17 protein-coding genes, 2 tRNA genes and 3 rRNA genes are annotated in these 24,414 nt (G+C 66.9%); 21 read left to right on the top strand and 1 reads right to left on the bottom strand.

Going from position 1 to position 24,414, the window contains the following annotated elements:
* Positions 1 to 34 precede the first annotated feature (34 nt).
* The 15 genes from NGK70_RS00110 to NGK70_RS00040 all read left to right on the top strand — a co-directional run bounded on the left by NGK70_RS00110 (position 35) and on the right by NGK70_RS00040 (position 14,519).
* A complete protein-coding gene (locus NGK70_RS00110) occupies positions 35 to 304 on the top strand; it encodes an AbrB/MazE/SpoVT family DNA-binding domain-containing protein (RefSeq protein WP_251971373.1) in 270 nt (89 codons plus the stop codon).
* Positions 301 to 696, top strand: a complete 396-nt coding sequence (locus NGK70_RS00105; protein WP_251971372.1) for a type II toxin-antitoxin system VapC family toxin — start codon at positions 301 to 303, stop codon at positions 694 to 696. Before NGK70_RS00110 ends, NGK70_RS00105 begins: the two co-directional genes overlap by 4 nt.
* Positions 697 to 719: 23 nt before the next feature.
* A complete protein-coding gene (locus NGK70_RS00100; protein ID WP_251971371.1) occupies positions 720 to 1,304 on the top strand; it encodes an acyltransferase in 585 nt (194 codons plus the stop codon).
* Between the two features lie 32 nt (positions 1,305 to 1,336).
* Entirely contained in the window at positions 1,337 to 2,443 is a 1,107-nt protein-coding gene (locus NGK70_RS00095) for a DegT/DnrJ/EryC1/StrS family aminotransferase (protein ID WP_251971370.1), read from the top strand.
* Positions 2,444 to 2,476: 33 nt separating this feature from the next.
* Positions 2,477 to 3,742: an oligosaccharide flippase family protein gene (locus NGK70_RS00090; RefSeq protein WP_251971369.1), complete on the top strand. Its 1,266-nt coding sequence runs from the start codon at positions 2,477 to 2,479 to the stop codon at positions 3,740 to 3,742.
* A gap of 61 nt (positions 3,743 to 3,803) precedes the next feature.
* Complete coding sequence (locus NGK70_RS00085) at positions 3,804 to 4,505, top strand: LbetaH domain-containing protein (protein ID WP_251971368.1); 702 nt, start codon at positions 3,804 to 3,806, stop codon at positions 4,503 to 4,505.
* Positions 4,506 to 4,508: 3 nt separating this feature from the next.
* Positions 4,509 to 5,684, top strand: a complete 1,176-nt coding sequence (locus NGK70_RS00080) for a glycosyltransferase (RefSeq protein WP_251971367.1) — start codon at positions 4,509 to 4,511, stop codon at positions 5,682 to 5,684.
* Positions 5,681 to 6,934: a glycosyltransferase family 4 protein gene (locus tag NGK70_RS00075; protein ID WP_251971366.1), complete on the top strand. Its 1,254-nt coding sequence runs from the start codon at positions 5,681 to 5,683 to the stop codon at positions 6,932 to 6,934. Before NGK70_RS00080 ends, NGK70_RS00075 begins: the two co-directional genes overlap by 4 nt.
* An 86-nt stretch (positions 6,935 to 7,020) precedes the next feature.
* Entirely contained in the window at positions 7,021 to 7,767 is a 747-nt protein-coding gene (locus tag NGK70_RS00070) for a class I SAM-dependent methyltransferase (protein ID WP_251971365.1), read from the top strand.
* An 82-nt stretch (positions 7,768 to 7,849) separates the two neighbouring features.
* A complete protein-coding gene (locus tag NGK70_RS00065) occupies positions 7,850 to 8,392 on the top strand; it encodes a hypothetical protein (protein WP_251971364.1) in 543 nt (180 codons plus the stop codon).
* A gap of 133 nt (positions 8,393 to 8,525) precedes the next feature.
* Entirely contained in the window at positions 8,526 to 9,713 is a 1,188-nt protein-coding gene (locus NGK70_RS00060) for a DegT/DnrJ/EryC1/StrS family aminotransferase (RefSeq protein ID WP_251971363.1), read from the top strand.
* Positions 9,714 to 9,747: 34 nt separating this feature from the next.
* On the top strand, positions 9,748 to 10,344 hold the full coding sequence (locus tag NGK70_RS00055) for a sugar transferase (RefSeq protein WP_251971362.1): 597 nt from the start codon (positions 9,748 to 9,750) through the stop codon (positions 10,342 to 10,344).
* A gap of 8 nt (positions 10,345 to 10,352) precedes the next feature.
* Positions 10,353 to 12,230 (top strand): polysaccharide biosynthesis protein, encoded by a 1,878-nt coding sequence (locus tag NGK70_RS00050; RefSeq protein WP_251971361.1) that lies wholly within the window; start codon positions 10,353 to 10,355, stop codon positions 12,228 to 12,230.
* A 54-nt stretch (positions 12,231 to 12,284) separates the two neighbouring features.
* Complete coding sequence (locus tag NGK70_RS00045) at positions 12,285 to 13,157, top strand: patatin-like phospholipase family protein (RefSeq protein WP_251971360.1); 873 nt, start codon at positions 12,285 to 12,287, stop codon at positions 13,155 to 13,157.
* Between the two features lie 333 nt (positions 13,158 to 13,490).
* Positions 13,491 to 14,519, top strand: coding sequence for a GGDEF domain-containing protein (locus NGK70_RS00040; RefSeq protein WP_251971359.1), 1,029 nt, complete (start codon positions 13,491 to 13,493; stop codon positions 14,517 to 14,519).
* Positions 14,520 to 14,558: 39 nt separating this feature from the next.
* Here the strand turns inward: NGK70_RS00040 and uvrA are convergent, their stop codons facing one another.
* Positions 14,559 to 17,504, bottom strand: a complete 2,946-nt coding sequence (uvrA, locus tag NGK70_RS00035) for an excinuclease ABC subunit UvrA (protein ID WP_251971358.1) — start codon at positions 17,502 to 17,504, stop codon at positions 14,559 to 14,561.
* 185 nt (positions 17,505 to 17,689) lie between these two features.
* Between uvrA and NGK70_RS00030 the strand changes: the two genes are divergently transcribed.
* The 6 genes from NGK70_RS00030 to rrf all read left to right on the top strand — a co-directional run bounded on the left by NGK70_RS00030 (position 17,690) and on the right by rrf (position 24,377).
* The gene (locus tag NGK70_RS00030; protein ID WP_251971357.1) at positions 17,690 to 18,448 is read left to right on the top strand and encodes a Crp/Fnr family transcriptional regulator; all 759 of its coding nucleotides are present in this window, start codon (positions 17,690 to 17,692) and stop codon (positions 18,446 to 18,448) included.
* Positions 18,449 to 19,072: 624 nt separating this feature from the next.
* Positions 19,073 to 20,599, top strand: a 16S ribosomal RNA gene (locus NGK70_RS00025).
* Positions 20,600 to 20,726: 127 nt separating this feature from the next.
* Positions 20,727 to 20,803: transfer RNA gene (locus tag NGK70_RS00020), tRNA-Ile, on the top strand.
* Positions 20,804 to 20,839: 36 nt separating this feature from the next.
* Positions 20,840 to 20,915, top strand: a tRNA-Ala gene (locus NGK70_RS00015).
* Positions 20,916 to 21,248: 333 nt separating this feature from the next.
* A 23S ribosomal RNA gene (locus tag NGK70_RS00010) occupies positions 21,249 to 24,123 on the top strand.
* A gap of 141 nt (positions 24,124 to 24,264) precedes the next feature.
* A 5S ribosomal RNA gene (rrf, locus tag NGK70_RS00005) occupies positions 24,265 to 24,377 on the top strand.
* Together the 16S, 23S and 5S rRNA genes with 2 tRNA genes alongside form the textbook arrangement of a ribosomal RNA operon.
* The last annotated feature ends 37 nt before the right edge of the window (positions 24,378 to 24,414 follow it).

Genomic DNA, 24,414 nt, shown 5'->3' with positions numbered 1-24,414 from the left:
CGTAGGATTGTGTTTCGTTGATCGGAGTGGCTCCATGCAAGTCGTTGTCAGTGACAAAGGTCAGATCACGCTGCCGCAGGCGCTGCGGCGGCAGCTGGGCATCGAGCCGGGCAGCCGGCTGGAAATCGACCTCATGAGCGACGGCAGTCTGCGGGTACGGGCACTGACCCGCGGTGCCGAGGGTCTGGCTGGCCTGCTGCACCGGCCTGGAGCGCCCGCGATGTCCCTGGAGGCCATGGACGAGGGTATCGCAGCCGCGGTGGCCGAGCGAGATGCGCGCTCCCGTCAGGTGGCGGGCGAATGATCGCGGTCGACACCAATGTGCTTGTGCGCCTGCTGGTGCGCGACGATGAGGCGCAATTCGCCAAGGTGCTGCAACTCTTCGACGACCATGCGGACGAGCCGGAGTCGCTGTGGGTGAGCGATGTGGTGCTGTCCGAGGTGACCTGGGTGTTGAGCCGGACCTATGGATTCGACCGGGCGTCCGTGGCCCTGGCGCTGCGGGCGATGACGGTCAACGCCACTCTGGCGTTGGAATCCGCGGACGAGGTGCGCCAGGCGCTCGTGCTGTACGAGCAGGGTCCGGCTGATTTCCCGGACTGCCTGTTGGCCGTGCAGGCTGCGGCGCGTGGCGCGGGCAGTGTCGCTACCTTCGATCGCCGCATGCGCAACCTGCCGGGCGTCCAATTGCTGTGAATGACATCCTGGAGAAAACGACTGTGACCACCGCTGCCTGGTACCACGACACCGCCATCATCGACGAGGGCGCGCGCATTGGCGCCGGTACCAAGGTCTGGCACTTCAGCCACGTCTGCGGCGGTGCGCAGATCGGTGACGGCTGCTCGCTGGGCCAGAACGTCTTCGTCGGCAACGACGTCGTGATCGGCCACCGCGCCAAGATCCAGAACAACGTGTCGATCTACGACGCGGTGCGGCTGGAGGATGACGTGTTCTGCGGCCCGAGCATGGTCTTCACCAACGTCTACAACCCGCGTGCCGCGGTGGCGCGCAAGACCGAGTACAAGCCGACGGTCATCCGCCAGGGCGCCACGCTGGGAGCCAACTGCACCATCGTCTGCGGCAGCACGGTGGGCCGCTACGCCTTCATCGGCGCGGGCTCGGTGGTCAACCGCGACGTGCCGGACTACGCGCTGATGGTCGGCGTCCCGGCCCGGCGCATCGGCTGGATGAGCGAGCACGGCGAGCGCCTGGAGCTGCCTGCCCGCGGCGAAGGGGTCGCCGCCTGCCCCGTGACCGGGCAGAAGTACCGGCTGCACGGGCAGATCGTGCAGCGCATCGATTGAACTGAACCGGGCCCACCGGGACCACGACCGCCATGCAATTCATCGACCTCAAGGCCCAGTACACGGCCCTCAAGCCGCAGATCGACGCGGGCATCCAGCGCGTGCTCGACCACGGCCAGTACATCATGGGCCCGGAGGTGCGGCAGCTCGAAGAGCGGCTGGCCGCGCGCACCGGCGTGGCGCACTGCGTCACCGTTTCCAGCGGCACCGAGGCGCTGCTGATCTCGCTGATGGCGCTGGGCGTCGGGCCGGGCGACGAGGTGATCACCTCGCCCTTCACCTTCGCGGCCACCGCCGAGGTGATCGTGCTGGTCGGCGCGCGCCCGGTGTTCGTGGACATCGAGCCGGACAGCTGCAACCTCGATGCGCGCCTGATCGAGGCGGCCATCACCCCGCGGACCAAGGCCATCATGCCGGTGAGCCTGTACGGCCAGGTGGCGGACATGGCCGAGATCAACGCCGTGGCCGCGAAGCACGGCCTGCCGGTGATCGAGGACGCGGCGCAGAGCTTCGGCTCCCGCTACCAAGGCCGGGAAAGCTGCGGCCTGTCCACCTTCGGCTGCACCAGCTTCTTCCCCAGCAAGCCGCTGGGCTGCTACGGCGACGGCGGCGCGCTGTTCACCGACGACGCGGCGCTGGCGCAGGCGGCGCGCGAGATCCGCGTGCACGGCCAGAGCGCGCGCTATACCCACACCCGCGTGGGCGTGGGCGGGCGCATGGACACGCTGCAGTGCGCGGTGGTGCTGGCCAAGCTGGAGCGCTTCGACTGGGAGCTGCAGCGCCGCCGCGAGATCGGCGACCGCTACGGCCGCCTGCTCGCGCCGCTGCAGGCCCAGGGCCTCGGCCTGCTGGCCGTGCGGCCGGACCGCGACTGCGTCTGGGCCCAGTACACCGTCTTCGTGCCGCAGCGCGCGCGCGTGCAGGCGGCGCTTCAGGCCGCCGGCGTGCCCACCGCGATCCACTACCCGAAGCCGGCGCACCACCAGGGCGCCTACGCGGCCTACGCCCCGGTCGACGCCTGCCCGGCGAGCATCGCCGCGGCGCAGCGGGTGATGAGCCTGCCGATGAGCGCCGACCTGAGCGAGGCCGACCAGGACCGCGTCGTCGCGGCGCTGGCCGACGCGCTGGCGGCGCTCTGACGACGGGTTCAAAGACAAGACCTGACCCCAAACATGAGTGCCGGTACCCGTGGCCTGTGGAAGGCCACGCTGACGTTGCTGGCCGGTGGCGCCTTCGCGCAGGCGCTGCCGCTGCTGCTCGGCCCGCTGCTGACGCGGCTGTACTCGCCGGAGGAGTTCGGCGCTTACCACCTGTTCGCCGCGGTGGCGATCAACCTCGCGGTGGTGGCCTGCGCGCGCTACGAGTTTGCGCTGCCGCTGGCGCTGGACGATGGCGAGGCGCGCGCGCTGTGGCGGCTGTGCCGGCGCATCCTGGCAGTGGTCGGCGCGCTGGCGCTGCTGGGCGGTGCCGGCTGGGCGCTGGTCGCGGGGCACGGCTGGGCGCTCTGGCTGGGGCCGGCGGTGGCGGTGGGCGGGGTGCTGTCGCTCGCCAGCATGGCGGCCACGCGGGCGCAGCGCTTTCGGGCGTTGGCCGTGGCGCGGGTGATCCAGTACAGCGGCGCGAGCGTTGCCCAGTTCGCGGCGGGCTGGCTGCACGCCGGGGTGCAGGGGCTGATCCTGGCGCCGGTGCTGGCGCAGGCGGGCGCCGCCTGGCTGCTCGGGCGCGGCGCGACGCCGAAGCTGGCCCCTGGCGCCGCGCAGCCCGGCCTGGGCGAGACGGCCCGCCGGCACCGCGATTTCCCCTTGTTGAACACGCCGCACGCCTTCCTGGGCGCGCTGCAGGACAGCCTCTCGCTGGCGCTGATCGCGGCCGCTCTCGGCCCGGCGGCCGCGGGGTTCTGGGGGCTGGCGCTGCGCTACCTGAAGGCGCCGGCCTCGCTGGTGGGCTCGGCGGTATCGCAGGCGCTGTATCCCAAGCTGGTGGTGGCTGGCGGTTCTGCCGGGGTGCCCACGGCGGCAGGCCGGACTGCGGTGCGGCAGGTGATGGGCCTGCTCGCGCTGCTGGCGCTGCCGCTGGTGGGCGGGCTGTGGTGGCTGGGGCCCTGGGCTTTCGAGCTGGCCTTTGGCGCGGGCTGGCGGGATGCCGGGCTGCTGGCGCGGGCGCTGGCGCTCTACGTGGGCGCGCACTTCGTCGCCGCGCCGCTGGCGGTGGTGACGATGGCCTGGGGCGCGCAGGCCTGGGCGCTGCGTCTGGCGCTGTGGGGGCAGGCGGCGTTCGTCGGCGCGCTGGCGCTGGGGCTGCACCTGGGGGGGCTGGCGGGTGCCGGGTGGGCGGTGTCGCTGGCGATGCTCGGCTACTTCGGCTGGTACTTCTGGCGCCTGGCGACTTGGCCGCTGCCCGAACCCGTCGCCGCTGCGGCCCCGCCTGCTGGTGCATGATCGTCGGTTGCAACTGCCCCACCGAGAGCCTGAAACCTTGTCACCGACTCGATCGACCGCCTTGCGCGCCATGCTGAACCGCTGGCGTCGCCGCTGGCTGCGTGCGCTGAAGTTCCGGCCGCTGTTCGGCGAGCGCTCGCAGGGGCGGCTGCTGCCGCACACGCGCATCTCGCCGTCGACCTGCATCGAGCACGAGGATCAACTCACGTTGGCCGACCATGTCTTCATTGGCCACTTCAACTTCATCGAGGCCAGCGGCGGGGTGACGATCGACGAGGGCGTGCAGGTCACCAGCCACGTCGCCATCGTCACGCACAGCTCGCACCGCGCGCAGCGACTGCTCGGCCGGGCCTATGCCGACTGGCCGGCCGCGCTGCCGGACTGGTCGCCCGAGGGCGCCGAGCCGCCGCAGCCGGACTGGATCTCCGGCAAGCCGCTGCCGAAGAAGGCGCACGTCACGCCGCCGCGCCCGGGCTGGATCGCCGGGCCGGTGCACATCGGCGCCTATTCCTTCATCGGCCCGCACAGCCTGATCGAGGCCAACACCCGGCTCGGGCGTGGCTGCATCGTCTGCGCCGGCGCGCAGGTGCGGGGCGAGTTCACCGACTTTTCGGTCATCGAGGGCGTGCCCGGGCGGGTGGTGGGTGACAGCCGCCGCGGCGACGAGGCCTGGCTGGTACGCCACCCTGAGCTGCTGCCCTTTTACGAGGCCTGGGCCGGCGAGGCGCCCAGCGCGGGCCGGCGCCGGCCGCGGGGGCGCTGAGCGATGGCGCGGCGCAACCTGCCTCCCCCCCGGCCGCGGCCTGTGGCGGCCCCGTCGCCCTTCCAGTCGGCGCCCACCGTCGGGGCCTCCCGCGACAAGCGCTGGCGCCATGTGCTGATCGGTGATGCCGAGAGCCCGCACCTGCTGAAATGGGCGCGGGCGCTGGCGCCCGAGGTGGAGCTGTGGGTGGCGTCGAGCCGCGGCTTCGCGCCCGGCTTCGACGGCCTGGTGCCAAGCTGGCGCCGCCTGGCGCTGGGCGCCGAGGTGGCGCATGGCGGCGGCAATGTGGGCGTGCTGCGCCACCTGCCCGAGCTGGCACGCTGGCTGCGGCAGGTGGATGCCGACTGGATCCACCCGCACTACCTGACCTCGCACGGCGCGCTGGCCTGGGCCGCGAAGCTGGGCTGGCGGCTGCGCGGCCGGCTGGTCGGCTCGGCCTGGGGCAGCGACATCCTGGTCACACCACGGCGCAGTGCCGCGCTGCGCTGGCTGACGCGGCGCATCCTGCGCGCCTGCACGCTGACCACCAGCGACTCCGAGCACATGGCCGCCGAGATGCGTGCGCTGGGCGCCCGCGAGGTGCGCGTCTTCCCCTTCGGCCTGGAGCGCATGCCGCCGCCCTCGGCGGGCAAGGAGCCCTGGCGCTGCTTTGCCAACCGCGGGCTGGAGCCGATCTACCGGCCCGAGCGGGTGCTGGAGGCCTTTGCCGCGATCGCCACCGTGCAGCCCGAGGCGCACCTGGTGGTGGCCAACGACGGCTCGCTGCGCGCGGCGCTGGTGTCGCGTGCCCAGCGCCCGGACCTGGCGGGCAAGGTCGAGTTCGTCGGCCGGCTCGACGCCGCCGCGCAGGATCGCCAGTACGCCCGCGCCACCTGGTACCTCAGCCTGCCGGAAAGTGATTCGGTGGCCGTCTCCGTGCTGGAGGCGATGGGGCACGGCTGCATCCCGATCCTCTCCGACCTGCCGGCCAACCACGAGCTGGTGCGCCCCGGCGAGAACGGCCTGATCCTGGCCGATGGCCAGTGGCCAACCAGCGGCCGGCTGCAGCCGCTGGCTGAGCGGGCCGGCGAGATCGCCCGCGCCAACCGCGGCTGGGTGCAGGCGCACGGCCTGTTCGCGCCGGCCGTGGCCGGGCTGCTCGACCGCCTTGGGCAGCTGATGCCCGCGTCCCGTTCATGAACATCCTCTACCTGAACCACTACGCCGGCTCGCCCGCCCTGGGCATGGAGTACCGGCCCTACTACCTGGCGCGCGAGTGGGTGCGTGCCGGCCATGCGGTGACGATGGTCGCCGCCGGCTTTTCGCACGTGCGCGCGCGCCAGCCGCAGGTGAACGGCGCGCCGCTCGCGGCGCCACACCGCGAGGTGGTCGACGGCATCACCTACCGCTGGTTTCCCGCGCCGGCCTACCAGGGCAACGGCCTGGGGCGGATCCGGAACATCTGGGCCTTCCTGCGCCAGGTCTGGGCCGCCACCGCTGCGCTGATCGCCGAGGTCCGGCCGGACGTGGTGATCGCCTCGTCCACCTACCCGATGGACATCTGGGTGGCGCGGCGCCTCGCCCGCCGTGCGGGCGCCAAGCTGGTCTTCGAGGTGCACGACCTCTGGCCGCTGTCGCCGATCGAGCTGTCGGGCATGTCGCGCCGGCACCCCTTCATCATGATGGTGCAAAAGGCCGAGGACGACGCCTACCGGGATGCCGACGTCGTCATCTCGATGCTGCCCAAGGTGCACGACTACATGGCCAGCCGCGGGCTGGACCTGAAGAAGCTCACCATCGTGCCCAACGGCATCACGCTCGACGAGTGGAGCGGCAGCGCGCCGCCGCTGCGCGACGACGTGGCCCAGGCGATCGCCGCGGCGCGCGCGGCCGGTTCCACGGTGGTGGGCTACGCCGGCTCGATGGGCCGGCCGAATGCGCTCGACACGCTGCTCGACGCCGCAAAGCGCCTGCAGGGCGAGCCGCTGCAGATCGTGATGGTGGGTGACGGCCACGAGCGCGAGCAGCTGGCCGCCCGCGTGGCCGCCGAGGGACTGGCCAACGTGACGATGTGTCCGCCGATCCCGAAGGCGCAGATCCCGAGCTTCCTGGCCGCCATCGACATCGCCTACATCGGCTGGCAGCGCGTGCCGATCTACCGCTTCGGCATCGCCCCCAACAAGTTGATGGACTACCTGATGGCCGGCTGCGTGGTGCTGCACAGCGTGGACGCCGGCAACGACCCGGTGGCCGAGGCGGGCTGCGGCCTGACCGTGCCGCCGGACGATGCGGCGGCGGTGGCCGACGGCCTGCGCCGCCTGGCTGCCCTGCCGGCCGATGAGCGCCGGGCGATGGGCGAGCGCGGCCGGGCCTTCGTGCTGGCCAATCACACCTACCCGGTGCTGGCCCGGCGCTTCCTGAGCGCCTGCGGCACTGTCGCTGGCGCGTGACAGCCAACGCTGCGCCGCGCCGGTCGTCGCCAGGATCGCGGGATCTTCCCGCTGCGCAGGTCACGCTGCGCAGGTAGTCTGCCGCCATGAGCAGCCTGCCCCGTGACGAAACCGATGCCGTTGCCGAGCGCTACGCCCGCCGCGAGGTGGTCGCCCAGGCGCTGGCCGCGGCGGCGGGAGGCGTCGGGGTGGGGCCGGACCGCTACAGCCTCCTCCAGCCCGACGTCTGGCAGACCGTGCAGGAGCGCCAGCGCGCGATGCTGCGGCTGTTCGCCGCGCAGGGCTGGTTCGACCTGGCGCCGCGCCGGTTGATCGAGGTGGGCTGTGGCGCGGGCGGCAACCTGCTCGAATTCCTCCGCTTCGGCTTTCGCCCCGAGCACCTGGCCGGCCTGGAGCTGCTGCCCGAGCGCTATGCCCAGGCGCGTGCGATGCTGCCCGAGCGCACCGCCCTCTACCTGGGCGACGCCACCACGGCACCCATCGCGCCGGCCAGCTGCGACTTGGTGTTCCAGGCTACGGTGTTCTCCTCCCTGCTCGACGATGCCTTCCAGCAGCACCTGGCCGAGGCCATGTGGCGCTGGGTGAAGCCGGGGGGCGCGGTGCTCTGGTACGACTTCGCCGTCGACAACCCGCGCAACCCGGATGTGCGCGGCGTGCCGCTGGCGCGGGTGCGCACGCTCTTCCCGCAGGCGACGATGCGCGCGCAGCGCGTGACGCTGGCCCCGCCCATCGCCCGGCGCGTGTGCGCCCTGCACCCGGCGCTCTATTCGCTATGCAATGCGCTGCCGCTGCTGCGCACCCACCGCCTGGTCTGGCTGAGCAAGCCGGCCTGATCCGCCTCGCGGTGCAAGCCGCTGTTGCTGGCAGGGTCGGGCCAGAGGGCGCATGCTCGCTCCTGCCCTTGTGGAGAACGACATGAGCGCCCTGCCCGAAGTCCTTCCGCCCGCTTTGCCCTCCCGTGTGCAGCGAATGTCGTGCCCGCTGGTGTTGCTGGGCGCCGCTGTGCTGGCCGGCTGCGTGGCCTACGCGCCGGGCGAGCTGGCTCTCGGCAGCCCGGTCGATGCCCTGCGCCAGCGCATGGGCGAGCCCACCGCCCGCCACGCGCTGCCGGACGGCACGACACGGCTGGAGTACGCCCGCGGCCCGGCCGGGCTGCACACCTTCATGGTGGACGTGGACGCTGCCGGCCGGGTGCAGAGCTGGACCCAGGTGCTTGAAGGACCGAGTTTTGCGCGCGTGCAGCCGGGCTGGTCGCTGGCGCAGGTGCGGCGCGAGTTCGGTACGCCCACGCAGGACCACGCCTACGCGCGCCTGGCGCAGCGCGTCTGGAGCTACCGATGGAACAGCTGGGACTGCACCTGGTTCCAGGTCACCTTCAGCTTGCCGCAGGAGGAGGTCAGCGCCACCGGCTCGGGGCCTGATCCGCGCTGCGAGGTGGACAACGATCGCACCGACTGACGGGCGGGTCGTCCCATCGGGCAGGCGCCTGGATGGGGTGGGCCGCGCCGGCCCTCCGGGTCTACCCGAGGGCGACTGGTTTAGTATGTGCGGTTCGCCGCCGTCCAAACTGTTGCGCGCCCGCATCACTGCCATGTCCGCCACCGAACCTTCCGACCCGAACAAGCTGCCCTTCCTGCCCTTCGCGCTGCCGGAGATCGGCGAGGCCGAGATCGCCGAGGTGGTCGACACCCTGCGCTCCGGCTGGGTCACCACCGGGCCGAAGGCACGGCGCTTCGAGCAGGACTTCGTCGCCTTCCTGGGCGACCCGTCGCTGGAGGCGATCGCGGTCAACTCCGCCACCGCCGGCCTGCACCTGGCGCTGGAGGCGCTGGGCATTGGCCCGGGCGACGAGGTGATCACCACCACCCACACCTTCACCGCCACCGCCGAGGTGGTGCGCTACCTCGGTGCGGACGTGAAGCTGGTTGACGTGGACCCCGCCACGCTGTGCATCGACGTGGACGCCTTCGAGGCCGCGATCACGCCGCGCACCAAGGCCGTGATGCCGGTGCACTACGCCGGCCGCGCGGCCGACATGGGCCGCATCGCGGCCATCGCCCGGCGCCATGGCCTGAAGGTGGTCGAGGACGCCGCGCACGCGCTGCCCACCACCTGCGACGGCCAGCTCATCGGCACGCTCGACAGCGACGTGACGGTGTTCAGCTTCTACGCCAACAAGACCATCACCACCGGCGAGGGCGGCATGCTGGTCACGCGCGATGCGGCCATCGCCGCGCGCGCCAAGGTGATGCGCCTGCATGGCATCAACCGCGACGCCTTCGACCGCTTCACCGCCAAGGTGCCGAGCTGGTACTACGAGATCGTCGCGCCCGGCTTCAAGTACAACCTGACCGACATCGCCGCCGCGCTGGGCATCCACCAGCTGCAGCGCGCGCACGCCTTCCAGCAGCGCCGCGCCGCGCTGGCGGCACGCTACGACGCCCTGCTGGCCGACCTGCCGCTGATCCTGCCGCCCCAGCCGGCGGCGGGCGACACGCACGCCTGGCACCTCTATGTGATCCGGCTGGCCGAGGACGCACCGATCGGCCGCGATGCGCTGATCGAGGCGCTCTATGCCGCCGGCATTGGCTGCAGCGTGCACTACATCCCGCTGCACCTGCACCCCTACTGGCGCGAGCGCTACGACCTGCAGGCCGAAGACTTCCCGAAGAGCCAGCACGCCTACGAGCGCATGCTCAGCATCCCGCTGTACTCGCGCATGACCGAGGCGGACGTGGACCGCGTTGCCACCGCGCTGCGCCAGGCGCTGCGGGGTTGAGCGCGCCGGTGCGACGGGAAGGTTGACCGGGCCGATGGCCAAGCGACTGCTGGACCTGCTCGGCGCGGGCCTGGGCCTGCTGCTGCTGGCGCCGCTGCTGGCGCTGGTCGCGCTGGCGATCCGGCTCGATTCGCCCGGGCCGGTGTTCTACCGCCAGGTGCGCGTGGGCCGGGGCGGGCGTGAGTTCCGCATCCACAAGTTCCGCACGATGACGCACAACCCGGGCGACCGCGGGCCGCAGATCACCGTCGGTGGTGATGCGCGCATCACCCGCGTGGGCGCCTGGCTGCGCCGCAGCAAGCTCGACGAACTGGCGCAGCTCTTCGATGTGCTGCTGGGCGACATGAGCCTGGTCGGCCCGCGCCCCGAGGTGCCGCGCTACGTGGCGCTCTACCCGGCGGCGCTGCGCGAGAAGATCCTTTCGGTGCGCCCGGGCATCACCGATTTCGCCTCGATCGAGTTCCGCGACGAGAACGATCTGCTGGCCGGCAGCGCCGACCCGGACCGCGCCTACCGCGAGGAGGTGCTGCCGCGCAAGCTGGCGCTGCAGGCACGTTACGTCGATGCAGCGGGCGTGGCCACCGACCTGACCCTGATCGCGCGTACGCTGGCGGCGCTGCTCAAGCGTTGAAGAGACCCATGAACTGGCAACACCTCGACAGCCTGCTCACCCGCGTGCGGCCGCACCGGGAGGGCTTCGCGCTGCTGATCGACGCGGGGGTGATCGCCGCCTGCTGGCACATCACCTATCTGTTCCGGCTCGGTTTCGAGCGCTGGCACTCGGCCCGCCCGCCCTATGACCACTGGGTCATGCTGGGTCTGGTGATGCTCTACCTGGTGGTGTTCGTGGCGCTGCACGTGCCCAAGGGCATGTGGCGTTTCTCGGGCTTTGGCGAGGTGCAGCGCCTCACGCTGGCCTGCGCGATCGCCGGGCTGGTCGGCGCGGTGGGCGTGCTGATGGCGCAGCTGGCGCAGGTGCCGCGCGCGGTGCTGGCGCTGCACCCGGTGGTCAGCCTGATGGGGCTGGCGATGGTGCGCATCAGCTACCGCATGCTCTACGAGCACATGCGCGGGCGCATCTCCGGCAGCTCGGTCGAGACCCGCCGGGCGCTGGTGATGGGCGCGGGCGACGCCGCCAAGCTGCTGATTGCCGGCATCCAGCACCACGGCTGGGTGGTGGTCGGCCTGCTGGACGACAACCGGCGCAAGCACGGCCAGCGCATCGGCAACGTGCCGGTGCTCGGCCCTCTGGACAGTGCGCCGCGCTGGGCCTCGCTGCATGGCATCAGCCACATCATCGTTGCGCTACCGTCGGCCACGCCGACCGAGCGCCGCCGCGCGCTGGACCTGGCCGCAGCCACCCACCTGCCGGTGGTGACGGTGCCCACCGCGGCCGAGCTGAGCGAGGGCCAGCCGCTGGCCCGGGTGCGCGACATCGAGCCCGAGGACCTGCTGGGCCGCGAGCCGGTGCAGCTCGACGAGGGCGGCATCAGCGAGTGCCTGTCCGGCAAGGTGGTGCTCATCACCGGCGCGGGCGGCTCGATCGGCTCCGAGCTGTGCCGCCAGGTGGCGCGCTACGGCCCGTTGAGGCTGGTGCTCTACGAGCTGAGCGAGTTCGCGCTGTACCGCATCGAGCAGGAGCTGAGCGAGCAGTTTCCGCACATCCCGCTGCTGCGGCTGGTGGGCGACGTGCGGGACTTTGCGCTGCTGCAGGCCACCTTTGGCCAGGTGCGCCCGCAGGTGGTCTTCCACGCCGCGGCCTACAAGCACGTGCCGCTGATGGAGGAGGAGAACGCCTTCGCGGCGCTGCGCAACAACACCGTGGGCACCTGGAACGCCGCCCGGGCCGCGGCCGGGGCGGGTGCCGAGCGCTTCGTGCTGATCTCCACCGACAAGGCGGTCAACCCGACCAACGTGATGGGGGCGACCAAGCGCGCCGCCGAGATGGTGATCTCGCGTCTGGCGGCCCAGGCGGCCAGCCAGGGCTGGCGCACGCGCTTCATGGCGGTGCGCTTTGGCAACGTGCTGGGCTCGTCGGGCAGCGTGATCCCGAAGTTCAAGGAGCAGATCGCCCGCGGCGGCCCGGTGACGGTGACGCACCCGGAGATCACGCGCTACTTCATGACCATTCCCGAGGCGGCGCGGCTGGTGGTGCAGGCTGGCGCCATCGGCGAGAGCGGCCAGGTCTTCGTGCTCGACATGGGCGAGCCGGTGAAGATCGTCGACCTCGCGCGCGACCTGATCCGCATGAGTGGCCACACGCCCGAGGAGATCCCGATCACCTTCAGCGGCCTGCGCCCGGGCGAGAAGCTCTACGAGGAGCTGCTCGCCGACGCCGATGCGACGCTGCCCACGCGCTTCGCCCGCCTGCGCATCGCCCGGCTGGCGCCCAGCGAGGACGCCGTGGATGTGCAGACCCTGCTCGACTGGGTGGGCGCACGCCACGCCGTGGCCGACGCCGAGGTGCGCAGCCGGCTCGCCGAGGTGGTGCCCGAATACCGGCCGGCGCGGCACTGAACCGCGCCGCGCACGCGCCCTTTCATTCCTTTTCCCTTTCCGAGTCGATCCGCCATGCAACGCCGTTCCCTGCTCCTGGCTGCCCTGCCGACCTTGCTCACCGCCTGCGTTTCCGCTCCGACGGCCCCTGGGCCGATGCCGCGCATCGGCCTCGCGCTGGGCGGCGGCGCGGCCAAGGGCTTTGCCCACGTCGGCGTCATCAAGGTGCTGGAGGCCTCGGGCCTGACGCCCGCGGTGGTGGCCGGCACCAGCGCGGGCAGCGTGGTGGGCGCGCTCTACGCCTCCGGGCTGAGCGGCTTCGCGCTGCAGGAGCAGTCCTTTGCGCTGGACGAGGGCCGCATCCGCGACCTGACGCTGTTCGGCGTCGGCGGCTTGGTCAAGGGCGAGAAGCTGCAGGAGTACGTCAACGAGCTGGTCAAGAAGCGCACGCTGGAGCAGATGGCCAAGCCCTTCGCGGCGGTGGCCACCGACCTGGACAGCGGCGCGCGGGTGATCTTCAACCGTGGCAACACCGGCCAGGCGGTGCGCGCCTCCTGCAGCATCCCAGGGGTGTTCCAGCCGGCGGTGATCGCCGGCAAGCGCTATGTCGATGGCGGCCTGGTCAGCCCCGTGCCGGTGGATGCGGCGCGCCAGCTGGGCGCGGACATCGTCATTGCAGTCGATATCTCCTCCAAGGCCAAGGACGGCAAGGCCGAAGGCATCCTCAGCAACCTGAACCAGACCATCACGATCATGGGCCAGAAGCTGGGCGAGCAGGAGATGACACGCGCCGACGTGATCATCCGCCCGCGCGTCGGCCAGATCGGTGCGGCCGATCTGGACCAGAAGCACGTCGCAGTGCTGGAAGGTGAGAAGGCCGCCCAGGAGGCGCTGCCCGCGATCCGCGCGGCGATCGAGCGCTGGCAACAGGCGCAGGCCAAGCGCTGAGTCACCCTCCCGGCGGAGCCCGCCCCCGGCCCTTGCAGGCGCCGTTGCTTGTTGGCGACGATGCTGCACTGGAGTGCCACACGAGGTGCCCCACGTTGGTGCAAGCCCGGAGGCTCTGGCCGGGCCGCGTGCGGCAATGCCGGCTTGGCCCCTGCATGGCGGGCTTTGATGGTGCTGGGAGGCTTACCATGCCACTCCCCGAGGCGGTGCCAACAGGTCGCCCGGGCAGCTCTACCGATCACAGCCGGCAGCAATCCAAGACCGGTTCCAGGGATGCTCCACCAGTGCCGCGCCGGGCCAGACCGCCCGCGGGCACGATCGATGTCGGGATCCATGGCGAAGTACGAGCACAGCATCGAGCGCAGCACCGAGTACCTGCGGATGGCGTTGCCCTTGATGTCGAAACAGGCCGCGGCCCTGCATCCTGTCAGCTACTCGGTCTGGTACGAGTACGTGGCGGGCGAGAACACCCGTCTGCGTGCTGCGGTGGACCGCCAGCTCGCACAGGAAGGTCAGCTCGACGAGGCCAGCATCCACACCCTGTACCGCCGCCATGTGGCCGATGTCGATCCGCAAACGGCGCAGCGCGTGGCCGATGGCTTCCAGCGCGTGCTCACCGGCATGGCCGAATCGGCCGCGCTGGCGGGAGATCAGACGGCGCGCTTTGGCTCGTCGCTTTCGCGCCTGACAGCCGAGTTGGGCGAGACCGAGGCCACGCCCGCGCTGCAGGAGGTGATGAGCAGCACGCGCGACATGCAGCAGGCCGTGGCGCGGCTGCAGCAGCGCCTGGACGAGAGCCGCCAGGAGATCTCGATGCTGCGCGACGAGGTGCGGCGGGCGCGCCATGACTCGCTCATCGACGGCCTCACGGGCCTGGCGAACCGGCGCGCCTTCGACCAGCGCCTGGCGGTGTGCCTGGCCACGTCGGATGCGGCCGGGGCGCACGAGCAGCGCCAGCCCTGCCTGCTGCTGACCGATATCGATCACTTCAAGCGCATCAACGACAGCTATGGGCACGTGTTTGGCGATCAGGTGATCCGCGCCGTGGCCCAGGTGCTCCAGCGCCATGTGCCGCAAGCCGGGCTGGCGGCGCGCATCGGCGGCGAGGAGTTTGCGCTGCTGCTGCCGCCCACCTCGCTCGAAGAGGCGCAGGCGCTGGCCGAAAAGGTGCGCGCGACGATCGCGGCCAGCCGCATCCGCCGCCAGGGCGCCAACGAGGCGCTGGAGCGCGTCACCGTCTCGCTCGGCGTGGCCCCCTACTGCCGAGGCGAGAGTGCCCGCGAGTTCCTCGACCGGGCCGACCAGGCGCTGTATGCGTCCAAGTCGGCCGGCCGGGATCGGGTGACGGTGCTGGCCGCCTGAGCCTGGCGCCGCCCGCGGCCCCCCAGCCGCACACCGGCGTCAGCGCGCCAGCAGCGGCTTCAGGAAGCGCCCGGTGTGGCTGCCCGCGCAGGCGGCCACCTCTTCTGGCGTGCCGGCCACCAGCAGCCGGCCGCCACCGGCGCCCCCTTCGGGGCCCATATCGATCAGCCAGTCGGCCGTCTTGATCACATCCAGGTTGTGCTCGATGACGACGATCGTGTTGCCCGCATCGCGCAGCTGGTGCAGCACCTTGAGCAGCAGCTGGATGTCCTGGAAGTGCAGGCCGGTGGTCGGCTCGTCGAGGATGTAGAGCGTGCGGCCGGTGTCGCGCTTGGAGAGTTCGAGCGCCAGCTTGACGCGCTGCGCCTCGCCGCCCGACAGCGTGGTCGCACTCTGGCCCAGGGTGATGTAGCCCAGGCCCACGTCCAGCAGGGTCTGCAGCTTGCGTGCCAGGGCGGGCACGGCGTTGAAGTAGGCGTGCGCGTCCTCCACCGTCAGGGACAGCACCTCGGAGATGTTGCGGCCCTTGTAGAGCACCTCCAGCGTCTCGCGGTTGTAGCGACGGCCGTGGCAGACGTCGCAGGGCACGTAGACGTCGGGCAGGAAGTGCATCTCGACCTTCAGCACGCCGTCGCCCTGGCAGGACTCGCAGCGCCCGCCCGCCACGTTGAAGCTGAAGCGCCCCGGGCCGTAGCCGCGCTCGCGGGCGGCCGGCACCTCGGCGAACAGCTCGCGGATCGGCGTGAACAGGCCGGTGTAGGTGGCCGGGTTGCTGCGCGGGGTGCGGCCGATGGGGCTCTGGTCGACGTTGATGACCTTGTCGAAGGCGTCCAGCCCCTCGATCTCGTCGTGTGGCGCCGGCTCCAGGTGGCTCTGGTAGAGCTTCTTGGCCACCGCCGCGTACAGCGTGTCGTTGACCAGCGTGCTCTTGCCGGAGCCGGACACGCCGGTCACGCAGGTGAACAGGCCCACCGGGATCTCGGCGGTGACGCCCTTGAGGTTGTTGCCGCTGGCATTGACGATGCGCAGCACGCGCGGGTCGGTCTGGTCCTCCAACCGGCCGCGCCGGGTGGGCACGGCGATCTTCAGCACCTGGGCCAGGTAGCGCCCGGTGATCGAATCGGGGTGGGCGGCCACCTCGTCCGGCGTGCCCTGGGCCAGCACGCGCCCGCCGTGCGTGCCGGCGCCCGGGCCCATGTCGACCACGTGGTCGGCGGCGCGGATCATGTCCTCGTCGTGCTCGACCACCAGCACGCTGTTGCCCAGGTCGCGCAGGTGACGCAGTGTGCCGATCAGGCGCTCGTTGTCGCGCTGGTGCAGGCCGATGCTGGGTTCGTCGAGCACGTACATCACGCCCGACAGGCCCGAGCCGATCTGGCTGGCCAGGCGGATGCGCTGGGCCTCGCCGCCGGAGAGGGTGTCGGCGCTGCGGTCCAGGCTGAGGTAGTTCAGCCCGACGTCGTTGAGGAACTTCAACCGCGCGCGGATCTCGCGCACCACCTTGTCGGCGATCTCGGCCTTTGCGCCCTTGAGGTGCAGCCGCTCGAAGTAGCCCAGGCAATCGGCCAGCGTGGCGTGCTCGACCTCGTAGATCGGCCGCGGCGGCAGCTCGCCCGCGTCGATCAGCAGCACATGGCGTGCCTCGCGTCGCAGCCGGGCGCCACCGCAGGCGGGGCAGGGCTTGTGGCTCTGGTAGCGCGCCAGGTCCTCGCGCACGGTGGCGGAGTCGGTTTCGCGATAGCGCCGCTCGAAGTTCGGCAGGATGCCCTCGAAGGGGTGCCAGCGCTTGACGCTGCGCTTGCGCCCCGCGGCGCCCTCGGCGTGGTAGACGAAGGCGATGTCCTCGCTGCCGGAGCCCTGCAGCAGCACCTGCTGGTGTTCGGGCGCGAGGCTCTCCCAGGGCTCGTCCAGCCCGAAGCCGTAGTGGGCGGCCACGCTCTCCAGCATCGAGAAGGTGTAGGCGTTGCGCCGGTCCCAGCCCTTGATCGCGCCGCTGGCCACGCTCAGCGACGGGAAGGCGACCACGCGGTCGGGGTCGAACACGACCACCTCGCCCAGGCCGTCGCAGCTGGGGCAGGCGCCCACGGGCGAGTTGAAGGAGAACAGCCGCGGCTCCAGCTCGCTGAGCCCGTAGCTGCAGACCGGGCAGGCGAACTTGCTGGAATAGAGGTGCTCGCGTCCGCCGTCCGGCGCATCCAGGTCGAGCGCGATGGCGCGCCCCTCGGCAATGCGCAGGGCGGCCTCGAAGCTTTCGGCCAGGCGCTGCGCCATGTCGGGGCGCACGCGCAGGCGGTCGATCACCACGTCGATGTCGTGCTTCTCTGCCTTCTTCAGCGGCTGCAGGTCGGCGGCATCCACCACCCGACCATCGACGCGAAAGCGCACGTAGCCCTGCGCCTGCATCTGCTCGAACAGTTCGACGAACTCGCCCTTGCGGTCGCGCGCCACCGGGGCCAGCACCATCAGGCGGGTCTCGGGGGGCCAGGCCATCACCGCGTCGACCATCTGGCTGACGCTCATGGCATCCAGCGGCAAGCCGTGATCGGGGCAGTGCGGCGTGCCGGCGCGGGCGTAGAGCAGGCGCAGGTAGTCGTGGATCTCGGTGATCGTGCCGACGGTCGAGCGCGGGTTGTGGCTGGTGGCCTTCTGCTCGATCGAGATCGCTGGGGACAGGCCCTCGATCACGTCGACATCGGGCTTGTCCATCAGCTGCAGGAACTGGCGGGCGTAGGCCGACAGGCTTTCGACGTAGCGCCGCTGCCCCTCGGCGTAGAGCGTGTCGAAGGCCAGGCTGGACTTGCCCGAGCCGCTCAGCCCGGTGATCACCACCAGGGCCTGCTTGGGCAGGTCCAGGTCGATGTTCTTCAGGTTGTGCGTGCGGGCGCCACGCACCCGGATCGCGGCAGGCTCGGCCCCTGCGTTCGCGGCTCTGGCCGGCGCGGCGGAATCAACGGGGGAAGGGGCGGAGCTGCGGCGCGACGGCATGGGAGGCCAAGCATTCAGGGCAATCCAACATGATAGTTTGCCCAGCCTGTGCGAGCGCCCCGGGTGGAGTGGCCCGTCTGCATCCCCTTGACCGCAGGGGAGATTACCGGGTGGGGTGTCGGGCGGCAGCGATACTTCCTGCATCCCGAGGATGGCGGCCTTTGCCCGCCCAGGGAGTCTCCGCCATGGCCAGCACCGCTCCCGTGATCCCCTTGCGCCCCAGCAAGGATCCCCAGTCGCCTTACGACCCGCAGGCGCTGGTCTGCTCGGAATGCAGCATTCGGCAGTTCGCGTTATTCGGCGCACTGACCGAGGCCGGGCTGGAGCGCATCCACTATCACATCGCCAGCCTGCACCTGGAGCCGGGTCAGCGCTTGTTTGCGGCGGAAGAGTCGGGCTCGGCGGTCTTCACCGTGCGTCGGGGCGTGCTGCGACTGGAGCGCAGCAGCCGTGCCGGGGAGCGGCGCATCCTGCGCCTGGCCGGGCGAACGGACCTCGTGGGGCTGGAGGCCGTCCTTGGCCAGACCTATGCTGCCGATGCCGTGGCCTGTACGGAGGTCGAGGCCTGCCGCATCCCCCGGGTGCTGATCGATGAACTGCTGCCTTTTCATCCGGGCGTGGCGCGCGACCTGATGAAGCGATGGCAGCGCGCCCTCGATGACTCCGAAGAGTGGCTCACTGAACTCACCCGCGGCAGCGCCCGCCACCGCATGCTGAGGCTGCTGCTCAAGTTGAGCGAGTATGGCGAGCCAAACGGCCTGATCTGGCTGCCCACCCGCCAGGAGATGGGGGCGATGCTCGCCCTGACTTTCGAGACGGCCAGTCGACTGGTCTCGGCCCTGCGCAGGGAGGCCATGCTGCTGCCACTCGACGCACGCAGCGCCAGAGTCGACATGGCCAAGTTGCTGGCTGCCTTGAATGCAGAGCAGAAGCTCAACCCGTGATGGTGAGCTCGCTCCATATATATACATGGAGGCAATGGCACAGCGGGCGAGTCGAGCGCACTTGGCAGCAGTCCATTCGAAGCCTGCTGGAGAGTGATGCCGACGTCTTTTGACTTTTTTCTCGAACCCACTTGCAAAGCAAGGAGGGTTGTTGTTATAGTAGAAGGCTTCGCTGCTCACTGACTTGTTGGTGATTGGCGGGGCGGCTGGAGGCGGTTTGCGAGGTTTGCAGATTGCTTGTCGAGGCGGTGAATCCTGAGAGGGGTTGGTTGCTGAGGCGGTTGTGGGGCGCGAAGCGAACGGCGACGCGAACGCAATAACCAGACGGTTGACAGGGTTTTGTTTTTAAAGCATAATTTCTGTCTTCGCTGCTGATTGCTGACGCAAACAACAGCAAGCAAGTCGAAAGACGCTTGTTGAATTGTTCGGTGATTGGTGGTTCCGGTTGATGCCGGATTGCTCTTCGGGGCGTGTTCTTTAAAAATCTACAGCCGATAAGCGTGGGCGTTTGAAGGCCTTGTGCCGAACCGAGGTAACTCGGTATTCAAACGCTCACGGAAATGAAGTGTAGCTACGGACTTTGGTCCGTTGTGAGTCTTCGATTCCGTTGAGTAAATCAAGATCGAACTGAAGAGTTTGATCCTGGCTCAGATTGAACGCTGGCGGTATGCCTTACACATGCAAGTCGAACGGTAGGGGGAGCAATCCCCTGAGAGTGGCGAACGGGTGAGTAATACATCGGAACGTGCCCAGTCGTGGGGGATAACGTAGCGAAAGCTACGCTAATACCGCATACGACCTGAGGGTGAAAGCGGGGGACCGAAAGGCCTCGCGCGATTGGAGCGGCCGATGGCAGATTAGGTAGTTGGTGGGGTAAAGGCCCACCAAGCCTGCGATCTGTAGCTGGTCTGAGAGGACGACCAGCCACACTGGGACTGAGACACGGCCCAGACTCCTACGGGAGGCAGCAGTGGGGAATTTTGGACAATGGGCGCAAGCCTGATCCAGCCATACCGCGTGCGGGAAGAAGGCCTTCGGGTTGTAAACCGCTTTTGTCAGGGAAGAAATCTTCTGGGTTAATACCTCGGGAGGATGACGGTACCTGAAGAATAAGCACCGGCTAACTACGTGCCAGCAGCCGCGGTAATACGTAGGGTGCAAGCGTTAATCGGAATTACTGGGCGTAAAGCGTGCGCAGGCGGTTGTGTAAGACAGATGTGAAATCCCCGGGCTCAACCTGGGAACTGCATTTGTGACTGCACAGCTGGAGTACGGTAGAGGGGGATGGAATTCCGCGTGTAGCAGTGAAATGCGTAGATATGCGGAGGAACACCGATGGCGAAGGCAGTCCCCTGGACCTGTACTGACGCTCATGCACGAAAGCGTGGGGAGCAAACAGGATTAGATACCCTGGTAGTCCACGCCCTAAACGATGTCAACTGGTTGTTGGGTGGGTTTCTACTCAGTAACGAAGCTAACGCGTGAAGTTGACCGCCTGGGGAGTACGGCCGCAAGGTTGAAACTCAAAGGAATTGACGGGGACCCGCACAAGCGGTGGATGATGTGGTTTAATTCGATGCAACGCGAAAAACCTTACCTACCCTTGACATGGCAAGAATCCTGGAGAGATCTGGGAGTGCTCGAAAGAGAACTTGCACACAGGTGCTGCATGGCCGTCGTCAGCTCGTGTCGTGAGATGTTGGGTTAAGTCCCGCAACGAGCGCAACCCTTGTCATCAGTTGCTACGTAAGGGCACTCTGATGAGACTGCCGGTGACAAACCGGAGGAAGGTGGGGATGACGTCAGGTCCTCATGGCCCTTATGGGTAGGGCTACACACGTCATACAATGGCCGGTACAGAGGGCTGCCAACCCGCGAGGGGGAGCCAATCCCAGAAAACCGGTCGTAGTCCGGATCGCAGTCTGCAACTCGACTGCGTGAAGTCGGAATCGCTAGTAATCGCGGATCAGCTTGCCGCGGTGAATACGTTCCCGGGTCTTGTACACACCGCCCGTCACACCATGGGAGCGGGTTCTGCCAGAAGTAGTTAGCCTAACCGCAAGGGGGGCGATTACCACGGCAGGGTTCGTGACTGGGGTGAAGTCGTAACAAGGTAGCCGTATCGGAAGGTGCGGCTGGATCACCTCCTTTCTGGAAAATGACCGAGCCGGAATCGTGGTTGAGCAATCAACAATGATTCGAGAGCAAAGTCCAAGGCCTTGGCCTTCAACGCGCCCACACTTATCGGCTGTAAAAACGACAGTGACAGAAGAGATTGGGGTCTGTAGCTCAGTCGGTTAGAGCACCGTCTTGATAAGGCGGGGGTCGTTGGTTCGAATCCAACCAGACCCACCACGGATACCTGAAGGTCGATGACCTGAGGGGAATCGAGGGGGATTAGCTCAGCTGGGAGAGCACCTGCTTTGCAAGCAGGGGGTCGTCGGTTCGATCCCGTCATCCTCCACCAAACTTCTGAACAAGTCGATGCTAACCAAAGGCACGAGGCGCTTGAGCGTGTGGTGATTTTGGTTAGCCATCGAGAGTTGGCTGTTGTTCTTTAACAATTTGTAGAGTCGAATCAGCGTTGTTGGCGGAAAGCCGACCAGGGGTAAAGGCCTGGAAGGCACCGTGCCGCCAATGACAATTGATTGCGTCACCAGACTTCAATGGCTGGATTGCGAGAGCGATCTGGCGAGTTGAAAGTACGGCAAACGTGAATACTCAAACACTGGCACCGGCTTAGTCGCTGGGTGCTGGTGAGTCCTTGACGACATCGATGGAGTCGATGTCAAAGTTATAGGGTCAAGTGACTAAGTGCATGTGGTGGATGCCTTGGCGATTACAGGCGATGAAGGACGTGATAGCCTGCGAAAAGCTTCGGGGAGCTGGCAAATTAGCTTTGATCCGGAGATATCCGAATGGGGAAACCCACCCGCAAGGGTATTGCATGCTGAATACATAGGCATGCAAGGCGAACCCGGCGAACTGAAACATCTCAGTAGCTGGAGGAAAAGACATCAACCGAGATTCCGAGAGTAGTGGCGAGCGAAATTGGAAGAGCCTGCTAGTGATAGCGCGGGACTTAACAGAACGGTCTGGAAAGGCCGGCCACAGTGGGTGATAGCCCCGTATGTGAAAAGATCCGTGTGGTACTGAGCTAGCGACAAGTAGGGCGGGACACGTGAAATCCTGTCTGAAGATGGGGGGACCATCCTCCAAGGCTAAATACTCGTAATCGACCGATAGTGAACAAGTACCGTGAGGGAAAGGCGAAAAGAACCCCGGGAGGGGAGTGAAATAGATCCTGAAACCGCATGCATACAAAAAGTCGGAGCCTCGAAAGGGGTGACGGCGTACCTTTTGTATAATGGGTCAGCGACTTACATTCAGTGGCGAGGTTAACCGAATAGGGAAGCCGAAGAGAAATCGAGTCCGAATAGGGCGTTCAGTCGCTGGGTGTAGACCCGAAACCAGGTGATCTATCCATGGCCAGGATGAAGGTGCGGTAACACGCACTGGAGGTCCGAACCGACTAGTGTTGCAAAACTAGCGGATGAGCTGTGGATAGGGGTGAAAGGCTAAACAAACCTGGAGATAGCTGGTTCTCTCCGAAAACTATTTAGGTAGTGCCTCAAGTATTACCATCGGGGGTAGAGCACTGTTATGGCTAGGGGGTCATGGCGACTTACCAAACCATTGCAAACTCCGAATACCGATGAGTACAGCTTGGGAGACAGTGCACCGGGTGCTAACGTCCGGACACAAGAGGGAAACAACCCAGACCGCCAGCTAAGGTCCCTAAAATTGGCTAAGTGGGAAACGAAGTGGGAAGGCTAAAACAGTCAGGATGTTGGCTTAGAAGCAGCCATCATTTAAAGAAAGCGTAATAGCTCACTGATCGAGTCGTCCTGCGCGGAAGATGTAACGGGGCTCAAGCCAGTTACCGAAGCTGCGGATCGCAGAAATGCGATGGTAGGAGAGCGTTCTGTAAGCCTGCGAAGGTGTCTTGTAAAGGATGCTGGAGGTATCAGAAGTGCGAATGCTGACATGAGTAGCGTTAAAGGGGGTGAAAAGCCCCCTCGCCGTAAGCGCAAGGTTTCCTACGCAACGTTCATCGGCGTAGGGTGAGTCGGCCCCTAAGGCGAGGCAGAGATGCGTAGCTGATGGGAAACAGGTCAATATTCCTGTACCGATGTGTAGTGCGATGTGGGGACGGAGAAGGTTAGCTCAGCCAACTGTTGGATATGTTGGTTCAAGCCTGTAGTCGTGGTCCTTAGGCAAATCCGGGGATCTAAGATGAGGGGTGATAACGAGTCTGCTTGCAGACGAAGTGAGTGATACCCTGCTTCCAGGAAAAGCCACTAAGCTTCAGCTACACACGACCGTACCGCAAACCGACACTGGTGCGCGAGATGAGTATTCTCAGGCGCTTGAGAGAACTCTGGAGAAGGAACTCGGCAAATTGACACCGTAACTTCGGAAGAAGGTGTGCCTTTAGTAGGTGAAGTTGTACAAACGGAGCCCAATGAGGCCGCAGAGAATCGGTGGCTGCGACTGTTTAATAAAAACACAGCACTCTGCAAAGACGAAAGTCGACGTATAGGGTGTGACGCCTGCCCGGTGCTGGAAGATTAAATGATGGGGTGCAAGCTCTTGACTGAAGTCCCAGTAAACGGCGGCCGTAACTATAACGGTCCTAAGGTAGCGAAATTCCTTGTCGGGTAAGTTCCGACCTGCACGAATGGCGTAACGATGGCCACACTGTCTCCTCCAGAGACTCAGCGAAGTTGAAATGTTTGTGATGATGCAATCTCCCCGCGGAAAGACGGAAAGACCCCATGAACCTTTACTGTAGCTTTACATTGGACTTTGAACAGATCTGTGTAGGATAGGTGGGAGGCTTTGAAGTGAGGATGCTAGTTCTCATGGAGCCAACGTTGAAATACCACCCTGGTGTGTTTGAGGTTCTAACCTTGGCCCGTGATCCGGGTTGGGGACAGTGTATGGTGGGCAGTTTGACTGGGGCGGTCTCCTCCCAAAGTGTAACGGAGGAGTTCGAAGGTACGCTAAATACGGTCGGAAATCGTGTTGATAGTGCATTGGCATAAGCGTGCTTGACTGCGAGACTGACAAGTCGAGCAGGTACGAAAGTAGGACAAAGTGATCCGGTGGTTCTGTATGGAAGGGCCATCGCTCAACGGATAAAAGGTACTCTGGGGATAACAGGCTGATACCGCCCAAGAGTTCATATCGACGGCGGTGTTTGGCACCTCGATGTCGGCTCATCTCATCCTGGGGCTGTAGCCGGTCCCAAGGGTATGGCTGTTCGCCATTTAAAGAGGTACGTGAGCTGGGTTTAAAACGTCGTGAGACAGTTTGGTCCCTATCTTCCGTGGGCGCTGCAGATTTGAGGAAGCCTGCTCCTAGTACGAGAGGACCGGAGTGGACGCACCTCTGGTGTACCGGTTGTCACGCCAGTGGCATCGCCGGGTAGCTATGTGCGGAAGAGATAACCGCTGAAAGCATCTAAGCGGGAAACTCGTTCCAAGATAAGATCTGCCGGGGCCTTGAGCCCCCTGAAGAGTCGTCCAAGACCAGGACGTTGATAGGCTGGGTGTGGAAGCGCAGTAATGCGTTAAGCTAACCAGTACTAATTGCTCGTGCGGCTTGACCCTATAACTTTGTCATCCGATCATCGATCTGGACAAAGCAGTGTTCACTGACCCCAAAGTCACCGTACACTGGCAACGCAATCAATAGCTGATTCAAACTCTACAAATTGGTTGAAGTCCCATCGACTTCAACAACAAGTTATGCCTGACGACCATAGCGAGGTGGTCCCACTCCTTCCCATCCCGAACAGGACAGTGAAACACCTCAGCGCCGATGATAGTGCGCATTCGCGTGTGAAAGTAGGTCATCGTCAGGCTTCTACACCCCCCAGCCCCCTCAGCTACAACGCTGCA

The organism is Sphaerotilus microaerophilus (genome assembly GCF_023734135.1).
GTDB classification, from domain to species: domain Bacteria; phylum Pseudomonadota; class Gammaproteobacteria; order Burkholderiales; family Burkholderiaceae_C; genus Sphaerotilus; species Sphaerotilus microaerophilus.
The sequence above is the reverse complement of the archived record's forward strand: the minus strand, read 5'-3'. Positions and strand labels throughout refer to the sequence as shown.